Source organism: Gluconobacter cadivus (genome assembly GCF_015244745.1).
In the GTDB taxonomy this organism is placed as follows: Bacteria; Pseudomonadota; Alphaproteobacteria; order Acetobacterales; family Acetobacteraceae; genus Gluconobacter; species Gluconobacter cadivus.
Map to the genome: position 1 here is coordinate 101,710 of NZ_JABCQI010000004.1, position 18,771 is coordinate 120,480.

14 protein-coding genes and 1 tRNA gene are annotated in these 18,771 nt (G+C 58.4%); 1 reads left to right on the plus strand and 14 read right to left on the minus strand.

Going from position 1 to position 18,771, the window contains the following annotated elements:
- Positions 1-6: 6 nt before the first annotated feature.
- Positions 7-2,214 carry a DNA topoisomerase IV subunit A gene (gene parC, locus HKD28_RS07305; RefSeq protein ID WP_194267748.1) on the minus strand — a complete coding sequence of 736 codons (2,208 nt, stop codon included), beginning with the start codon at positions 2,212-2,214 and terminating at the stop codon, positions 7-9.
- Here parC and HKD28_RS07310 point away from each other — a divergent pair.
- On the plus strand, positions 2,191-2,667 hold the full coding sequence (locus HKD28_RS07310) for a hypothetical protein (protein WP_194267749.1): 477 nt from the start codon (positions 2,191-2,193) through the stop codon (positions 2,665-2,667). The two genes, parC and HKD28_RS07310, sit on opposite strands and share 24 nt — an antisense overlap.
- Here HKD28_RS07310 and recO read toward each other — a convergent pair.
- From recO to lon, 13 genes are all read right to left on the minus strand, one after another.
- Positions 2,661-3,428 (minus strand): DNA repair protein RecO, encoded by a 768-nt coding sequence (gene recO / locus HKD28_RS07315; protein WP_194267750.1) that lies wholly within the window; start codon positions 3,426-3,428, stop codon positions 2,661-2,663. The two genes, HKD28_RS07310 and recO, sit on opposite strands and share 7 nt — an antisense overlap.
- A 129-nt stretch (positions 3,429-3,557) precedes the next feature.
- The gene (gene tsf / locus HKD28_RS07320) at positions 3,558-4,466 is read right to left on the minus strand and encodes a translation elongation factor Ts (RefSeq protein ID WP_099286442.1); all 909 of its coding nucleotides are present in this window, start codon (positions 4,464-4,466) and stop codon (positions 3,558-3,560) included.
- A gap of 101 nt (positions 4,467-4,567) precedes the next feature.
- Positions 4,568-5,365 carry a 30S ribosomal protein S2 gene (gene rpsB, locus HKD28_RS07325; RefSeq protein WP_194267751.1) on the minus strand — a complete coding sequence of 266 codons (798 nt, stop codon included), beginning with the start codon at positions 5,363-5,365 and terminating at the stop codon, positions 4,568-4,570.
- Positions 5,366-5,562: 197 nt separating this feature from the next.
- Positions 5,563-8,985 (minus strand): DNA polymerase III subunit alpha, encoded by a 3,423-nt coding sequence (gene dnaE / locus HKD28_RS07330; RefSeq protein WP_194267752.1) that lies wholly within the window; start codon positions 8,983-8,985, stop codon positions 5,563-5,565.
- 69 nt (positions 8,986-9,054) lie between these two features.
- Positions 9,055-9,750 carry an ABC transporter ATP-binding protein gene (locus tag HKD28_RS07335; protein ID WP_194267753.1) on the minus strand — a complete coding sequence of 232 codons (696 nt, stop codon included), beginning with the start codon at positions 9,748-9,750 and terminating at the stop codon, positions 9,055-9,057.
- Positions 9,743-10,993, minus strand: coding sequence for a lipoprotein-releasing ABC transporter permease subunit (locus HKD28_RS07340; RefSeq protein WP_194267754.1), 1,251 nt, complete (start codon positions 10,991-10,993; stop codon positions 9,743-9,745). The genes HKD28_RS07335 and HKD28_RS07340 overlap by 8 nt, the downstream gene beginning before the upstream one ends.
- Positions 10,993-12,309: a proline--tRNA ligase gene (gene proS / locus HKD28_RS07345; RefSeq protein ID WP_194267755.1), complete on the minus strand. Its 1,317-nt coding sequence runs from the start codon at positions 12,307-12,309 to the stop codon at positions 10,993-10,995. The genes HKD28_RS07340 and proS overlap by 1 nt, the downstream gene beginning before the upstream one ends.
- 12 nt (positions 12,310-12,321) lie before the next feature.
- A complete protein-coding gene (locus tag HKD28_RS07350) occupies positions 12,322-13,980 on the minus strand; it encodes a ribonuclease J (RefSeq protein WP_194267756.1) in 1,659 nt (552 codons plus the stop codon).
- A 40-nt stretch (positions 13,981-14,020) separates the two neighbouring features.
- Positions 14,021-14,833 carry a type III pantothenate kinase gene (locus HKD28_RS07355; RefSeq protein WP_194262085.1) on the minus strand — a complete coding sequence of 271 codons (813 nt, stop codon included), beginning with the start codon at positions 14,831-14,833 and terminating at the stop codon, positions 14,021-14,023.
- A 16-nt stretch (positions 14,834-14,849) separates the two neighbouring features.
- Positions 14,850-15,581 carry a biotin--[acetyl-CoA-carboxylase] ligase gene (locus tag HKD28_RS07360; RefSeq protein WP_194267757.1) on the minus strand — a complete coding sequence of 244 codons (732 nt, stop codon included), beginning with the start codon at positions 15,579-15,581 and terminating at the stop codon, positions 14,850-14,852.
- Positions 15,582-15,600: 19 nt separating this feature from the next.
- Positions 15,601-15,675 (minus strand) — tRNA-Val (locus HKD28_RS07365).
- Between the two features lie 75 nt (positions 15,676-15,750).
- Positions 15,751-16,035, minus strand: coding sequence for an HU family DNA-binding protein (locus tag HKD28_RS07370; protein ID WP_011251684.1), 285 nt, complete (start codon positions 16,033-16,035; stop codon positions 15,751-15,753).
- A 141-nt stretch (positions 16,036-16,176) separates the two neighbouring features.
- Positions 16,177-18,729 (minus strand): endopeptidase La, encoded by a 2,553-nt coding sequence (gene lon / locus HKD28_RS07375; protein ID WP_194267758.1) that lies wholly within the window; start codon positions 18,727-18,729, stop codon positions 16,177-16,179.
- Positions 18,730-18,771 lie beyond the last annotated feature (42 nt).

Consider the following 18,771-nt stretch of genomic DNA (forward strand, 5'->3'; position numbering starts at 1 on the left):
CTGCCCTTAGCCCTTACGCAGCATCCATTGCGGGGCCGCGCGGCCCACGGCTCCCCGACGGCCTTCAAGTGGCGTCAGATCGGCCGTTGCACGAACACGCTGCCCTTCCTGCCACAACAGCCCCTCGGACAGGGTCAGGGTCCGCATGTCCCGCAATGTGCTGTCGCCCAGTTTCTGGAACGCGACACCGGCACCCCGAGTCATTTCCGGCACCTGTTCCAGCGGGAAAATCAGTGCCCGCTTGTTCTGCCCCAGCGTCAGGACATGCGTGCCACCGACCGGAATACAGGCAAAGACCTCGTCGCCGTCCTTGACGTTGAAGACCTGCTTGCCCGTCCGCTTTTCCGCTACTAGCCCGGCTTCGGACACGATCATCCCACGCCCGGACGCAGACGCGATCAGGCGACGTCCTTCGTCTGAAACCGGGAACAGGGTCACAACCCGGTCTTCCTGAGGCACCTCCACAACGGTCCGGAACGGCTGCCCGAATCCACGGCCACGAGGCAGGTCAGCCGCCTTGATGGTATAGGCCTTGCCACTGCTGGAGATCAGGCACAGCCGGTCTGTGCTCTGGCATTCCACCGACAGCCAGCCTTCATCGCCTTCCTTGAAGCGGTGTCCCTGCGGATCAAGTCCGTGGCCCTTCATGGCCCTGATCCATCCCTCGCGGGACAGCAGAACTGTCAGAGGCTCACGGTCGATTTCCAGAGCTGCCGAAATATCCACTGGTTCCGGCGCCGCCGCAATCAGCGTGCGCCGGTCCCCAAGCGGGCCGGAGCCGAACTTCTTGATGGTGCCATCCAGATCCTTACAGATCCGCGTCCAACGCCGACGCTCCGAACCCAGCAGCGTTTCAAGCGCCTTCTGCTCGTCGGCAAGCTTATCCCGCTCTCGACGGATTTCCATTTCCTCAAGGCGTCGCAGCGAACGCAGACGCATGTTCAGCACCGCTTCGGCCTGAATATCCGTCAGGCTGAACGTCTCCATCAGGCTGGCTTTAGGTTCGTCTTCCTCGCGGATAATGCGGATGACCTCGTCGAGGTTCAGATAAACCGCGAGGAAACCTTCAAGGATCTCCAGCCGCCGCAGCACCGCTGCCAGACGATGGTTCGACCGCCGCACCAGCACTTCGTGCACATGGTCCAGCCACGCCCGAAGAACCTCTTTCAGAGACAACACACCCGGAACGCGATCACCGCCCAGAACATTCATGTTCAGACTGAAACGGTTCTCAAGCGCCGTATTGCGAAACAGCGTCTCCATCAGGACTTCGGGCTCGACGCCCTTGGTCTTGGGTTCCAGTACAAGGCGGATATCAGTCGTGCTCTCGTCGCGCACATCGCCAAGAAGCGGCAGTTTGCGCTGCTCCATCAGGTCCGCGATCTGCTCGATCAGGCGCGATTTCTGCACCTGATACGGAATCTCGGTGACAATAATCATCCAAGTGCCGAAACGACCTTGTTCGACTTCCCAGCGCGCACGGGTCCGGAAACTCCCGCGTCCTGTTTCGTAAGAACGAATGATGGAATCGCGTTCCTCCACCAGAATACCGCCCGTGGGGAAATCCGGCCCCGGCATCAGATCCACCAGTTCGGCGATCGTCACATCCGGGTTTTCGATCAAAAGTTTTGCGGCTCGGCAGATTTCAGCGGCATTATGAGGCGGAATACTCGTCGCCATACCCACGGCAATACCTGCCGCGCCATTGGCCAGCAGGTTCGGGAACATTCCGGGAAGTACGATCGGTTCATGATCTTCGTTATCGTAGGTCGCACGAAAATCGACCGCATCGTCCTGAATACCGTCCAAAAGCGCCTGCGCCACTTCCGTCAGGCGGCTTTCAGTATATCGCATGGCTGCCGCGCCATCGCCGTCGATGGAGCCGAAATTGCCCTGCCCCTCGACCAGCGGGTATCGGACCGCGAAATCCTGCGCCAGACGCACCAGCGCCTCATAAACGGACGCATCGCCATGCGGGTGGAATTTACCGATCACATCACCGACGACACGTGCACACTTTTTAAACCCTGATGTGGGATCAAGGCGTAACTGCTGCATCGCATAAAGGAGGCGGCGGTGGACCGGCTTCAGGCCATCACGCACGTCCGGAAGGGAACGAGACATGATTGTCGACATCGCATACGCAATATATCGCTCGCTCAGAGCCTCAGCGAGCTTAGTATCCTCGATATGACCAGCCAGATCCGTTCCCATAGCGCTCCCCTTTTTCGAGCAGGACTTAGACACTGGCGTGCCCTTCTGTCCAGCGCCCTCCTTGTCGGCACGGCCGCCTGTTCACCATACCGTCCGATCCAGAAAGCCGAGATGTCTCTCGCGCTGGCAGGCTTTACGGCACACCCGGCCGACACAACGGCACGTTGGGCCATGATGAACCTGCTGCCCCCCGACATGCTGGCCTATCGCATGCAGAACGGGCAACCGGTCCTGCTTTACGCCGATCCCATCGCGTGTGGCTGCGTCTATATGGGCGACAAGAATGCCTACGCCGCCTACAGGGCCAGCCATCCGGTCGATCTTGCGCAGGAACAGCGCATGACTGCCGAAATCAATCAGCATCCCGGCTGGGACTGGTCCGTCTGGGCGAGTACAGCCGATGTCGACGTCGTCAGCGGCCTGCGTCCCGGCCCCAGCCACGTTTTCTACTGAACGGAGTCCACTGCATTGTCCGGGGGAGCGACCTGAAGCCGTTGGACATAATCAACCAGCCGCTCCCGCGCTGCCGGCAAAGGCTGGTGCCGCACACCGAAGACCCAACGCGACAGGAAATGTCCTGTCAGCGCAAGGCCATTTTTCCAGTCTTCAGGCGTCCCATCCTCTGCCTCATTCATCATCAACGCGGGCAACAGCAACAGCCGGTCCCGCCACTCTCCCGCGCCGTTCTGACTCACAGCATGACCTGAACGAGGAGACACATACACCAGATCGTCGCGCAAACCCGTTACAGCGCAGTCCGACAGATCAAGCCCATAGCCGAGCCCGGCGAGAAGCTGGCTTTCCCAGCGCAGATAGGCGCCCATCGGGGCCGGATCGGGAGCCACACTGATCAGCGTCAGAAGTCGCACCAGCCGCATAAACAGTTCCGGATGCGCCTCACCCTGCGGCAGTGCTCCGTCCACCAGAGCGCACGCACTGCTCACCATCTCAAGCTGGAGCGGCGCATCCAGAATACGCCCTGCTACGCACTGCACGGGCTCGGCTGTCAGTGTGCCGAGCTGATCCGCCAGCCGCGCCCTCCAGCGCGCCATAACCAGATTGCCCGTCTGCCACAGGGATGCCTGCCGACGTGACGCCCCGCCCCGCACCATTCCGTGCGAAACGCCCTGCTCCTCGCTGAACAGATGGACCAGCGCGCTGCCTTCGCCATAAGGCCGGACAGACAGAACCAGCGCCGCCGCTTCCCATTCCATCCCTGATCCCTCCGCACTGGCAAAAAACAAAAAAGCCCCCGCACGCCAGAGCGCACAAGGGCCTTTCTATAGAATTTCAGGTCCAATCTGAACCAGACAGACCTGGCTCAGATTGGAAACGGAAAAACCTTACTTGGTGCCAGCGGCAGCGGCGACTTCAGCAGCGAAGTCGCTCTCTTCCTTCTCGATGCCTTCACCGAGCTGGAAGCGCTCGAAACCAGCCAGCTTTGCGCCAGCCTTCTCGACAACCTTGGACACGCGGCTTTCGCCATCCAGAACCCACACCTGCTCCAGAAGAACGACTTCTTCATAGAACTTGCGGATACGGCCTTCGACCATCTTCTCAATAATGGCTTCCGGCTTGCCGGACTCACGAGCCTGCTCGATCAGAACAGCGCGCTCACGCTCCAGGGACTCCGGATCGACGCTGGCAACATCCAGTGCAGCCGGACGGGTTGCTGCAACATGCATGCCAATCTGGCGACCCAGCGTCAGCAGCGCGTCGGACTCGGACGGAGCCTCGAGAGCGGCGAGAACGCCGATCTTGCCGATGCCCGGACGAAGGGCGCTATGAACGTAGCTGGCAACAACACCGGACTCAACCGACAGGACCTTGGCGCGACGGATGGCCATGTTCTCGCCAATCGTGGCGATCAGGTGCGTCAGTTCGTCAGCAACCGTACGGCCGGACGGAACCTTGGCAGCCTTGATGGTGTCCAGATCGTCACCGACTTCGAGCGCAACATGAGCAACCTGCTCGACGAATGCCTGGAAGGCTTCGTTACGGCCCACGAAGTCCGTCTCGGCGTTGACTTCGACCATAGCGGCGCGGTTCTTGCCAGACACAACGCCGACCAGACCTTCAGCCGTCGTACGGCCGGACTTCTTTGCAGCCTGGGACAGACCCTTCGTGCGCAGCCAGTCGATGGCGGCGTCCATGTCGCCTGCAGCTTCCGTCAGGGCCTTCTTGCAATCCATCATGCCTGCGCCAGTGGCTTCGCGCAGTTCGCGAACCAGGGCTGCTGTGATTTCTGCCATTTATCTCATCCCTCAAAAAAGATCATGCGGCCGGACGAACTCGCCCGGCCGCATGCCATGTTTCAGTTGCCGTTTTCCATGACCGGACCCCGGCAGTCTGTTCAGCCTGCGGAAGCGGGAGCTTCTGCGCCTTCAGCAGCGGCGGCTTCCAGAACAGCCGTCTCAGCCGGCAGTTCTTCGGCAGCACCGATGTCCTGACCCGAAGCAGCCAGCTCGGCGGAAATACCGTCGAGAACCGCACCGGAAACCAGATCGCAATACAGGGTGATGGCGCGGATGGCGTCATCGTTACCCGGGATCGGATAGGTCACGCCAGCAGGGTTGGAGTTGCTGTCCAGAACGCCGATGACCGGAATGCCAAGCTTCGTGGCTTCTTCGATCGCCAGCTTTTCCTTGTTCGTGTCGATCACGAACAGCAGGTCGGGCAGACCACCCATTTCCTTGATACCGCCGAGGGAACGCTCGAGCTTCTCGCGGTCACGCGTGATGTCGAGAACTTCCTTCTTCGTCAGGCCAGCCGTGCCACCGGACAGCATTTCGTCGATCTGGCGCAGACGCTTGATGGAACCCGTGATGGTCTTCCAGTTGGTCAGCATGCCGCCGAGCCAGCGGTGGTTGACGTAGTACTGGCCGCAACGCTGTGCAGCTTCAGCAACATGGTCAGCCGCAGCGCGCTTGGTGCCAACGAACAGGACGCGGCCACCGTTAGCAACGGTGTCACGGACAACCTTCAGGGCGCGATCCAGCATCGGAACCGTCTGCTGCAGGTCGATGATGTGAACCTGGTTGCGCACACCGAACAGGTACGGCGCCATGGCCGGGTTCCAGCGACGGGTGTGGTGACCGAAATGAACGCCGGCTTCGAGCAGCTGGCGCATGGTGAAATCAGGCATTGCCATGATTCAGAATTCCTTGCGTCTGGTTGAACCTCCGCATGGCAACGTCCCCCTATAAGGACACCAGAAAACCCGAGAGCCATGCGTGCGGATTGCTCCCGTCAGGACAGATCCCGACAAAGAACGGTCGCGATATGACGGAAAATCCCTGCGGACGCAAGGTCTGTCCGCAGGATTTCACACAATATCCACACGCAAGATCAGACCTGCTGCGCCTTTTCCACGCCGCGGATCGTCCGCAGCCGCTCCGCCAGACGGGGGGTCACGCGATACAGTCCCGGAATGGAGATTTCCACGTCCTGCGTTTCCTCAACGGACGGCAGGAGCTTCACCCGACCAAAACCGCCCTGAACTTCTTCCAGAAGCGCCGTAAGTTCGGACAAAGCACTTTCCTGCTTCAACCAGACGCGAATTTCCGACCGCTCTGCCGCCGCCGCGGCCTCAAGATCAATGACGCTCTGGGCCGTAATTCGCAGGGCATCCCCATCAATCTTGAGTTCGGCGTTCACCAGAATGGCCTGTCCGGCCACTAGCAGATCGCGGCAGGAAATCAGCGTTTCCGAGAAAAGCGTGACCTCGCATCCTCCGCCGCTATCAGACAGATTGACCCAGGCCATTTTCTTGCCAGTCCGGGTCGGCCGCTCTTTACGATCAACGACACAGCCTGCGATTTTGACGCGCGTAGTGCCTGTTTTTGCAGCATTTTCCAGAGCGTTCGATGGTGTAACCCCAAGCCTGCGCAACACGCTGCGATAGGCATCGAGCGGATGAGCGCTCATGTGAAAACCGATAGCCGAAGCCTCGAGCGAAAGACGCTCGAAATCCGGCCATGGACGCCCTTCGTTCAAGCGCAGGATTTCACGTTCCTGTCCAGCGCCGCCAAACAGGCCCGTCTGACCTACTTTTTCTTCCTGCGCACGCGCCTGAGCTCGCCGCAGGAGAATGTCAGCGCTGGCAAAAACGATGTGTCTCTCTTTGAGAAGACTGTCGAAAGCTCCTGCTTTTGCAAGACTTTCGATCTGGATCTTGTTCAGGCTCTTCGGATCACAGCGTTCGGAAAAATCCGTCAGATCCTGAAACGGACGGTCCCCGCGCGAAGCAACGACACTTTCCATTGCCACGGCTCCCACACGCTTAATCGCGGAAAGCGCATAGCGAATACCCTGCTGCCCATCCTCCATCATCTCGATGGAAAAATCTGCCATAGATTTATTGATATCAACAGGTAACACGGGAATCTTCATCCGGCGCGCTTCCTGACACAATGCCGCAAGCTTATCCGTTTTTTCCCGTGCCAGAGACATGCAGCCGGCAAGAAACGCAACAGGATGGTTCGCTTTCATCCAGGCCGTCTGATAGGACACCAGCGCATAAGCAGCCGCATGCGACTTGTTAAAGCCATAATCGGCAAAACGAGCCATAAGATCAAAGACTTCGACTGCCTTATCCTGCGGAATACCGCGGGCTGTGGCACCTTCCGTGAAAATCGCGCGCTGCTTTTCCATTTCAGAAGCAATCTTTTTGCCCATTGCACGCCGCAGCAGGTCAGCGCCACCCAGACTGTAGCCAGCCATCTTCTGGGCGATCTGCATGACCTGTTCCTGATAGACCATGATGCCATAGGTCTCTTCAAGAATGTCGCGAATTTCCTCGTGCGGAGGCTCCCAGTGCTCGCCGTGTTTGCGTCGGCAGTAATCTGGAATATTGGCCATTGGTCCCGGACGGTACAGCGAGACGCCCGCAATCAGATCTTCGAGCCTGCTGGCCGCCATCTGCTTGAGCATGTCGCGCATGCCGGCGCCTTCAAACTGAAACACACCGGCGGTATCGCCCTTGGCCAGCATCTCGAAGGTTTTGGCATCATCCAGCGGAATCCGTGAGAGATCGACTGTAATACCCTGTTCTTTAAGGAAATCCAGACCACGCTTGAGGATCGTAAGCGTGGTCAGGCCGAGGAAGTCGAACTTCACCAGACCGGCCTGCTCGACATACTTCATATTGTACTGCGTCACGAGCATGTCGCTCTTCGGATCGCGATACAGGGGGACAAGTTCCACCAGTTCCCGATCACCAATCACCACACCCGCAGCATGGGTGGAGGCGTGACGGTACAGCCCTTCGAGCTGCAACGCGATTTCCATCAGGCGTTTGAGCGACTCATCACTGTCGCGCATTTCCTGAAGCCGTGGTTCTCCGTCAATCGCGTCCGAAAGCGATACAGGCTTGGCGGGGTTGTTCGGGATCAGTTCGGCAACCCGATTGACCATGCCATAAGGCAGTCCCAACACACGGCCCACGTCCCGCACCGCTGCCTTGGCTTGGAGTTTTCCGAAGGTAATGATCTGCGCCACACGGCTTCCGCCGTATTCCTCGCGCACATAACGGATCACCTCATCGCGACGATCCTGACAGAAATCGATATCGAAATCCGGCATGGACACACGCTCGGGGTTTAGAAACCTTTCGAACAGCAATCCAAACGGAATGGGATCAATATCCGTAATCGTCAGCGCATAGGCAACAAGTGACCCTGCGCCTGACCCACGTCCCGGGCCGACCGGAATGTCGTGCGCTTTCGCCCACTGAATAAAGTCGGCAACGATCAGGAAGTAGCCGGGAAAGCCCATACCCGCGATAATATCGAGTTCAATCTGAAGACGTTCCGAATAAAGCCTTCGTTTTTCTTCATCTGCACTTACTGCTTCCAGACGCTTTTCCAGCCCTTCCCAAGCCATGGCGCGCAGGGTCTCTTCTTCCGTCGAGCCTTCCCGGACCTTCGGGCAGATTGGCAGAAGCGGCTTGCGCGTACAGGCTGCCACGGCGCATTTTTGCGCAATAATCAGCGTGTTGTCGCAGGCCTCTGGCAAATCATGAAAAACAGCCCGCATTTCTGCCGGGGTTTTGAACCACGCCTGCGGAGAGACATGCCAGCGATCGTCCTCTGCAATGGTTCGTCCCTGCGCGATGCACAGCAGCGCATCATGGGCCTCATGCATTTCAGGCTTGGGGAAGAAGCATTCATTGGTCGCCACCAGAGGAATGTTCATCTCATCCGCCATCGGAATCAGAACACTCTCGACCTCCTGCTCCCCAGCCTCTCCAAGCCGGTTCAGTTCGACTGCGATATTTCCCCGGAAAGCCTCTTCCAGCCGTGTCAGAAGCGATTTTGCCTCAGACTTCTGCTCTTCAAGAATCAATCTGTTGATCGGGCCGCGATTGCCGCCAGTCAGCAAAAACAGCCCTGCCGCGTGCTGACAGAGAAATTCTATCGCTATTGAAGGATCAGCAGGATCGCCGTTCAGAAACCCTTCGGAAGACAGGATCTGAAGATTTGCGAGACCTTCTTCGTTCCGCGCCAGAATAACGAGAGGCTCTGAAACAGCCCCCGGCTTGGTCGAACGTGGCGGAAGCGAAATCTGACAGCCCACGATCGGCTGTACCCCATTGCTCCGACAATAGAGCGAGAATTCGAGCGCTCCAAAAAGATTGCCGCTATCCGTAAGGGCTACGGCGGGCATGGCATTTTTAGCGGCCAGACTCACGAGGTCCGGAATCCGGATTGCGCCCTGACTTAGGGAATAGGCAGAGTGATTTCTGAGATGAACAAAATCGGCATGAGACATGCCGCAAGTCTATCAGGGACGGGCGTCGGATGCAGGGGTTTTTGAACCCTGTCGCTCCGATTCAGTGCCCTACAGCGAAACCAGTTTCCCATCCCGCAATGTCACGGTCCGGTCCATTCGTGAGGCCAGTTCGTCGTTATGCGTGGCAATCAGCGCTGCTGCGCCCTCTTCCCGCACAACGCGCAGAAGCTCTCCGAACACATGATCCGCCGTGCCGATATCCAGATTGCCTGTCGGTTCGTCTGCCAGAAGCAGTTTGGGCTGATTGGCCAGCGCACGCGCAATTGCGGTCCGCTGCTGCTCTCCACCGGACAGGCGACCAGGCAGAGATTCAAGGCGATGAGAGAGCCCAAAGCGGCCGAGCAGATCCTTGGCGCGTACGCGAGCCTGCTTCGGGGGCACGCCAGCAATAAGCTGCGGAAGCATGACGTTTTCGCAGGCCGTGAACTCACCTAGAAGGTGATGGAACTGATACACAAACCCGATCTGATCCCGCCGGATCGCCGTACGTAATGTATCGCTCAATCCGCTTGCCGGGCGATCGGCCACGAAAACTGTCCCTTCAGACGGCGCTTCCAGCAGACCTGCAAGATGCAGAAGAGTGGATTTTCCAGTGCCGCTCGGTGCAACGAGAGCCACGATTTCGCCAGCCCGAAGCTCGAATTCGGCACCGCTCAGGATTTCAAGCGTCTCTTCGCCCGACCGGAAACGGCGTTTCAGTCCTTCAAGACGCAGGGCACTTGCCCCGATTGAACGGTCATTCATGACGCAGGGCCTCAATCGGATCGGTTCTGGCCGCGCGCCAGGATGGATAAAGCGTCGCCAGAAGCGAAAGCGCCAGAGACATTCCGATCACTTCCCACACCTGAGACCAAACCAGTTTCGCTGGCAGACGCTCCAGAAAATAGACTTCCGGGTTGAACAGATTGGTTCCCGTCAGAGACTGAAGCCATTGACGGATCCGCTCAATGTTCAGCGCAAAAGCAATCCCCAGCGCGGACCCTGCTACGGTTCCGACAATTCCGACAGATGCGCCGCACATTAGGAAAATCCGCATGATCGCGCCTCTGCTCGCACCAAGCGTCCGCAGCACCGCGATATCCCGAGTCTTGTCTTTGACCATCATGATCAGCGACGAAATCACATTGAACGCCGCGACAAGAATGATGAGCGTCAGGATCAGGAACATGACGTTCTGCTCGACCGTAACAGCATCCAGAAAACCGTTGGCGCTCTGCGTCCAGTCCAGCACCCGCAGACGCGGATCTTCCAAACGCTCGGCAATCGCCTTGCGCGTTGGCTGGACGTTGGACGGGTCATCCGTCGAAACCTGAATGAGGGAAACTGCCGAAGATCCCAGCATCAGGAATTTCTGTGCGGCAGGCAGCGGCATCAGGACGATGCTGGAATTGTAATCGTTCCAGTTGGCGTCGAAAATGACGGCCACATGATAGGTTTTCACCCGGGGCATCGTTCCGAACGGCGTTGCTTGCCCGTCTGGCGAGAGCAGCGTGATCGGAGAGCCGATTGTCAGCCCGGCCCGATTAGCCATCGTCGTTCCGATCGCAACCGCGTCATCGCCCGTGAAATTGTTCAGACTTCCCGCAATGATCCCGCTACTCAGCGCCGTCCAGTCCCGGAGCGACTGCTGAGACACACCCTGCATTTCCGCTCCGGACGAAAAACGTCCCGCCTCCACCAGCACGGTTCCCTGCGCCATGGGAATGACGGATTTTACACCCGGAACCTGCCGGATGGCGGCCACGTCGTTTTCATAAACTTCGATAGGACGTCCGTAGCCATACACGGTCAGATCACCGTGCAGACCGAGGATGCGTCCCATCAGATCGGCCTTGAAGCCGTTCATCACCGACATGACGATGATGAGAGTCGCCACTCCGAGCGCAATCCCGATCAGGGAGAAAATGGCGATGATCGAAGCGAAACGCTCGCCACGGCGGGCACGGAGATACCGTCCCGCCACCATGCGCTCGAAGCGGCCGAACATCAGGCGGCCCCGATTTTGGCCAGAGCATCCTCAACGGACAGTTCAAACCGCTCGCCCGTGACGCGCTGCTTGAGCTCGACCTTGCCTTCCTTGGCGCCGCGCGGTCCGACGATGATCTGCCAGGGATGTCCCATCAGATCCGCATCGTTGAACTTCACACCCGCGCGGTCCGAGCGGTCATCATACAACAGGTTCTCAGGATCGGTGCCGTAAATGCTCTCACAAATCGCATCGCAGGCCTCATCACCCTGACGCAGATTCAGGATTGCCGCACGATATGGCGCGACCGATGCGGGCCAGATAATGCCGGCCTCATCATGCGATGCCTCGATGATCGCGCCGACCAGACGCGACACACCAATGCCATAAGACCCCATCTGCGGATGGAACGACGCCCCATCAGAGCCGATCACTTCAATACCCATCGATTCCGTGTACTTCGTACCGAAATAGAAGATATGACCGACTTCGATCCCGCGGCCTTCGCGCTTGCGCTCCTCCGGGATTTTGGCCCATTTGGCTTCGTCGTGCTTTTCGTCCGTTGCCGCATAATGATCGGTCACGGTTGAGAAGAATGTGGCGAGACTTTCGTGATCGTCACAATCGACCGGACGACCCAGCCAGTCCTGCTCTTCGAGTGCGGCATCGAAGAAGACGCCGCTTTCACCCGTTGGAGCAAGAACGAGGAATTCGTGGCTCAGATCACCACCGATCGGCCCCGTATCGGCGACCATCGGAACAGCCCGAACACCCAGACGCTGGAAGATACGCAGATAAGACAGCATCATCCGGCGGTAGCTGGCGACGGCATCCTCGTATGTCGCATCAAAGGAATAGGCATCCTTCATGAGGAACTCACGCCCGCGCATCACGCCGAAACGGGGACGCACCTCGTCACGGAACTTCCACTGGATGTGATAAAGCGCCTTGGGTAGATCCTTGTAGGATTTCACGGACGCTCCGAAGATGTCCGTGATCATTTCCTCGTTCGTCGGCCCGTACAGCAGATCACGGCCATGACGATCCTGAATCCGGAGCATTTCCGGACCATAAGCGTCATACCGCCCCGAGCGGCGCCACAGATCGGCGGACTGAAGCGTCGGCATCAGAACTTCCTGTGCGCCGATAGCATCCTGCTCTTCACGGACGATCTGCTCGATATTGCGCAGAACCCGCAGGCCTGCCGGCAGCCAGGCATAGATGCCCGAAGAGGTCTGGCGCACAAGGCCAGCCCGCAGCATCAGGCGGTGAGACGCGATCTGCGCCTCGGCCGGAATTTCCTTCAGCGTTGGCTGAAAGGCTTTCGTCAAACGCATGTGTTACTTCTCTCAGACGCGCAGCAGATGAACATCGACAAGCGGACGCTTCTGAAGCTTGCGCCCCAGAGCACGACGCAGGGCAGTTTTGGCCGCATCCCGGAAGGCTGCATCGTCCTGACGCAGTTCGTCGGGGATCTGATCGATAGAGTCGGCAAACTCTTCCTGAATCCGGATGCTTTCGGGATCGTCGGATTCCAGCAGGCCCGGCGCACTGATCTTGGGCTCACCAATGACATAACCTTCGTCGTCGACGGCAAAGCTGGCCAGCACGATGCCGTTGAACAGCATCTTGCGACGCGCCGCCAGAACACCACCCGTCATGGGCAGCAGACGGCCCCCGTCCAAAGCCAGACGGCCCGTCGGCGCCGTATCAACAACCTTCACCTCACCCGGTGAAAGGTTCAGGATATCGCCATCTTCCAGCAGGATCGGCTCGGAACCCATTTCATGCGCTAGCGCGGCATGAGCCGTCAGGTGACGCCATTCGCCGTGGGTCGGAATGCTGTATTTTGGACGGACAATCCGATAGAGCGTGCGAATGTCTTCGCTAGTGGCATGGCCGGACGTGTGAACCTTGGCGTCCTTGTCCGTCAGGACCGTCACGCCACGGCGCGACAGATTGTCCTGCACAGCCATGACGGCCTGTTCGTTGCCCGGGATCATCCGCGAACTGTAGATCACCGTATCACCCTCGCCGAGGGCAATGTTCGGATGCGTGTCCGAAGCAATTCTGGACAGGGCCGAGCGCGGCTCGCCCTGACTGCCCGTGATAATCATCAGCAGGCTGTCATCATCCACGTCCCGGGCATCCTGCTCGGTCAAGAACGGCGGCAGGTCCTGAAAATAGCCGCACTCACGCGCTGCCGTCTCAAGGTTACGCAGCGAGCGCCCGACGATCATGACCACACGCCCCGAAGCCTGAGCCGCCTTAGCGATGCTCTCGACACGTGCCACGTTACTGGCGAAGCACGTCACGGCGATGCGGCCTTCCAGCCCCATAATCAGATCCGTCAGGCCCTTGCGGACGTCTGCTTCGGATTCAGACTTACCGGGCTTGAGCACATTGGTGCTGTCACCGACCATAGCCAGAACGCCTTCGTCGCCCAGCTTGCCGAACGTCTCAAGATCCGTCACCGGGCCAACAAGCGGATTCTCGTCCAGCTTCCAGTCACCCGTATGCACGATCAGACCATGCGGCGTCCGCAATGCCACGGCCTGAGCCTCGGCGACGGAATGCGTGACGGACACAAACTGAAGATCGAACGGTCCAACTTCAAAACGCGAAGCCGGACGAATGACATGGATCTTCACCTGATTGTTCAGATGCGCTTCCTGCAATTTGCGCCGCAGAACAGCCGCCGCAAACGGCGTTGCATAAACCGGGCAGCGCAGATACGGCCACAGATGCGCCACGGCACCCAGATGGTCTTCATGCGCGTGCGTAATTACCAGACCGCACAGATCCCGTGCGCGATCGGCGATGAAGGTCGGGTCCGGCATCAGCACTTCGGCTTCGGGTGTGTCGTTGCCCGAAAATCCGATGCCGCAATCGATGGCAAGCCAAGTGTCGCGACCATTCTTTGTCAGGCAGTAGAGATTGAAATTCATGCCGATCTCGCCCGTCCCGCCCAAGGGCAGGAAAGACAGACCGTCCGGTGTTTCCGTCATGATGGTTCCTTGCAGATACGATATAAAATCAAAACGTGAGTCATTGCCCAACGCCCTGCGGGCGCTCAGGGGAATAGGAAAGCGGCGGACCCGTATTGCGGTCCGCCAGAAGGCGCAGGCCATCCAGCGTCAGATCGGGCGCCAGCACATCAAAAAGCGGCGTTCCCTCAGAGAACAGTGGAGCCAGACCGCCTGTTGCGATCACTGTTGGCTTTGCGTCCATTTCATCGGAAATACGACGGATTAGTCCCTCGACGAGGCCGACATACCCCCAGAACAGACCGGAGCGCATCGCAACACTCGTATTGCGGCCAATCGCCGTGGAAGGACGGCCAATGCTCATGCGGGGCAATCGTGCGGCAGCCCGGTGCAGCGCGTCGATCGACAGGTTCACACCCGGAGCAATCGCCCCCCCACAGAACTGACCCGCCGTGTTGACCACATCGAATGTCGTCGCGGTACCGAAATCAACAACGATCAGGGGTGTGCCATAAAATTCACGGCCTGCCAGACCATTCAGACGCCGGTCCGCACCCAGTTCGTTCGGATTGTCCACAAGAACATCAATGCCCCAGTCCAGCCTTGCATTGGCGACAAGAGGCACGACATCCAGCCATTCACGACAGAAACGGCGCAGTTCATACAGCGCAACAGGAACCACGGTCCCGATAATGGCGCGACTGATCTTTGTCGCATCCAGACCGCGCCGGTCAAAAAGCGTCAGAAGCCAGGCCGCATATTCATCCGCCGTCCGTGCTTCGTTCGTCGAGATTCGCCACTGCCCGAGCCACGACTCTCCGTCGTGTACAGCGAACACGATGTTGGTGTTTCCAGCATCAATGACGAGAAGCACGTTGCGGTCCGGTCCTTCAGTCCAGCAGGATATCGCCGGTTACAACCGGAATGGTTTCACCGTTGGGAAGGGTGAGCAGCAGGCGTCCCTGCGCATCGAGCCCTGAAAACGAACCTGTAATATAGGTTTCACAACCCTGAACCGCAAGCCGCGACCCAACGGGGTGTGCGCGGGCCAGCCAGGCAGCCCGGATCGGTGCAAAGCCCTGCACCGCCAGAATGTTGGTCCAACGCTCGATCTGCGCGACCAGAATTTCGCCAAATGCCTTTGCGGATGGCGCAGCCGTTTTTTCGGAAAGCGCGGCGAGACGGCGACCGGGGATCTCGGGAGCCTGCGCCAGATTGGCGCCGATTCCCACGACAACCCACGGCCTGCCCTGTGGTCCGCCCGTCTCGATCAGGACACCAGCCATCTTCCGGCCATCCAACAGCAGATCATTGGGCCACTTCACCATGAAAGGCGTCGGCCCCACAGCGGCAGGACAGAAATGCGCGGCCGTCTCGTAAAGAGCCACTGCAGTGAGGAATGGAAGAGCTTCTATGAACGGCACAGGCTCAGCAGGCCGGAACAGGAGAGAGATCGCAAGGTTTCCCCCCGGATCAGTCCAAGTTCGTCCGCGCGTACCACGGCCTGATGTCTGGGAAAAAGCTTGAATAGCCAGATATTCGGGCTCGCCAGCCTCAGCTCTGATTTTGCACAGATCGGAAGTGGAGCCGAGCGTTTCATGGTATTCGAAACGCCAGTTCATGGCTGCATTGTATTCATAATGGTGGGCGATGACGGGATTGAACCGCCGACCCTCTCGGTGTAAACGAGACGCTCTACCGCTGAGCTAATCGCCCTCAGAATGTTTGTGAGGTCTATATACACGGTTCCGGATGGCGGTAAAGCCACCCGAAACCGTTTTGTGAGCTTTCTCAGCTCACGGCGTCCTTCAGACCTTTGCCCGGCTTGAAGCGGACAGAGGTGGATGCCGGAATGTCGATCTCTTCGCCTGTACGCGGGTTACGGCCCTTGGCGGCCTTACGCGTTGCGGTCACGAAGCTGCCGAAGCCGACGAGACGGACTTCCTGCTTCTTGGCAAGCGTCGCTTCGATCGTGCTGAACACCGCATCGACAACTTCGCTGGCCTTTGCCTTCGGAAGATCGGCAGCGTCTGCAACGGCGGCGATCAGTTCCTGCTTGTTGAGGGGCTTCTCCATGATGTGCCTTTCTGGTGTTAGAGCGCCTGAGCCGGGCTCAAATGAGTCCCTTCTGGCTCAGGCGCCTTGTTCGATCTGCGGCCGCACTATGAAGCGGATTTTTCCGGCGTCAACTGCCAGAATCGCAGAAGATCGTCCGTGTTAGTGGGGAAGTGCCTGTGGAGCCGCTTTATCCACCGTTATTTCACTGATGGGATCAACATTTTCATCCCATTCAATGGCTTCCGGCATACGAGTCAGCGCAATCTTGAGCACTTCGTCCACATGGCTCACGGGAATGATCTTGAGTGCGTGACGGACATTGTCCGGCACCTCCGCCAGATCCTTCTCGTTATCCTTGGGAATCAGGACCGTCTTGATCCCTGCCCGCAGGGCGGCCAGCAGCTTCTCCTTGAGCCCGCCGATCTCCAGAACCCGGCCACGCAGGGTGATCTCACCCGTCATGGCCACGTCCCTGCGGATGGGGATCTGCGTCATGACGCTCACCAGAGACGTCGCAAGCGCAATACCGGCAGACGGACCGTCCTTGGGCGTTGCCCCTTCTGGAAGATGGATATGGATATCCCTCTTCTCGAACAGGGGCGGCCGGATTCCGAATTCCTGAGCCCGCGAACGGACATAGGAGAGCGCAGCAGAAATACTTTCCTGCATAACTTCGCCAAGCTTGCCGGTCTGCTTGACGTTCCCCTTGCCGGGAACCATCACGCTTTCGATCGTCAGGATCTCGCCGCCAACCTGCGTCCAGGCCAGACCTGTCACGACGCCAACCATATCCTCCGTCTCGGTCTCACCATGACGGAAACGACGGACGCCAGCATATTTCTCGAGGTTTTTTGGCGTGATCTCGACATGCTTGACGCCGGTCGTGATGATTTCCTTGACCGTCTTGCGCGCCAGCTTGGCAAGTTCGCGCTCAAGATTTCGCACACCGGCTTCCCGGGTATAAGCCCGGATCAGTTCGCGGATCGTATCATCCGTGACCGTCCATTCATCTGGCTTGAGATTATGCGCCTCAGCCTGCTTGCCCAGAAGATGACGGCGCGCGATCTGCACTTTCTCATCTTCGGTATAGCCAGAGAGGTTAATGATCTCCATGCGATCCAGCAGCGGCTGGGGCATGTTCAGACTGTTGGCCGTCGTGACGAACATCACGTCCGACAGATCATAATCCACTTCAAGATAATGATCGGCAAACGTAGCGTTCTGTTCCGGATCCAGCACCTCAAGCAGCGCCGAAGACGGATCACCGCGCCAGTCAGCGCCCAGCTTGTCGATTTCATCAAGCAGAAAGAGCGGATTGGACGTCCGGGCCTTCTTCATGCCCTGAATGATCTTGCCTGGCATGGAGCCGATATATGTCCGCCGGTGGCCACGGATTTCGGATTCATCCCGAACGCCACCCAGTGACATACGGATGTAGTTCCGGCCGGTTGCTTTGGCGATGGAACGCGCCAGAGAGGTCTTGCCCACACCTGGAGGTCCGACAAGGCACAGGATCGGTCCTTTGAGCTTCTGCGAACGCGTCTGCACAGCCAGATATTCGAGAATACGTTCCTTGACCTTTTCCAGACCGTAATGCTCGGCTTCGAGCACGTCTTCAGCATGCTGGAACTCGCGCGTGATCTTCGAGCGCTTCTTCCAGGGAATGCCCAGCAGCCAGTCCAGATAGTTGCGGACCACCGTGCTCTCGGCCGACATCGGGCTCATGCCACGCAGCTTCTTCAGCTCGGCATGAGCCTTTTCCTTGGCCTCCCGGCTCAGGCGGGTCTTGTTGATCTTCTCTTCAAGCTCGGAGTTTTCGTCCTTGCCATCCTCGCCCTCGCCGAGTTCCTTCTGGATCGCCTTAAGCTGCTCGTTCAGGTAATATTCGCGCTGGGTCTTTTCCATCTGCCGCTTCACGCGGTTCCGGATGCGCTTCTCGACCTGAAGAACGCCAATTTCCGTTTCGATATGCGCGAACACCTGCTCGAGACGTCGTGCTGGAGACGCCGTTTCCAGAATGTCCTGTTTCTCGGAAATCTTGAGGTTCAGGTGGCTCGCAATCGTGTCGGCCAGTTTCGAAATACCCTCGATCTGGTTGATCGAGACCATGACCTCAGGCGGAATTTTCTTGTTGAGCTTGATATACTGCTCGAACTGCGAAACCGTTGAGCGGCTCAGCGCCTCGATTTCGCTTCCCGGAGCCGCATCCACGGCTTCCTCCGGAATTTCTTCGATTTCAGCTTCGAAATGTCCGTCCACATCGAACAGACGCGTGATATGCACACGGCGCGTCCCCTCGACCAGAACCTTCACGGTCCCATCCGGCAGCTTCAGCAACTGCAGAATGGTCGAGACCGTACCATAACGGTAGATATCATCGACCGAAGGATCGTCCAGAGAGACATCCTTCTGCGCTACAAGCAGGATCTGCTTGCTTTCACGCGTCACGGTTTCCAGTGCCTTCACCGACTTTTCACGCCCGACAAATAGCGGCACGATCATGTGGGGGAAGACCACGATATTGCGCAATGGCAGAACGGCCATCACATCGTGACGCACAGGCTCCTCAACGGGTTCCACAACAGTGGGTGCAGCAGCCTTGCGAGGCTTACGAACGACCTTTTTGGGGGCCGTTACGGATGTTTCGGCAACAACCACGTCATCCGTTTTTTTTGTCCGGCGACGGGTTTTCGGCTTGGTATCGTCAGTCATTCACTTGATCTCCAGAGGGACGATCTTGCGATACCAACCTGC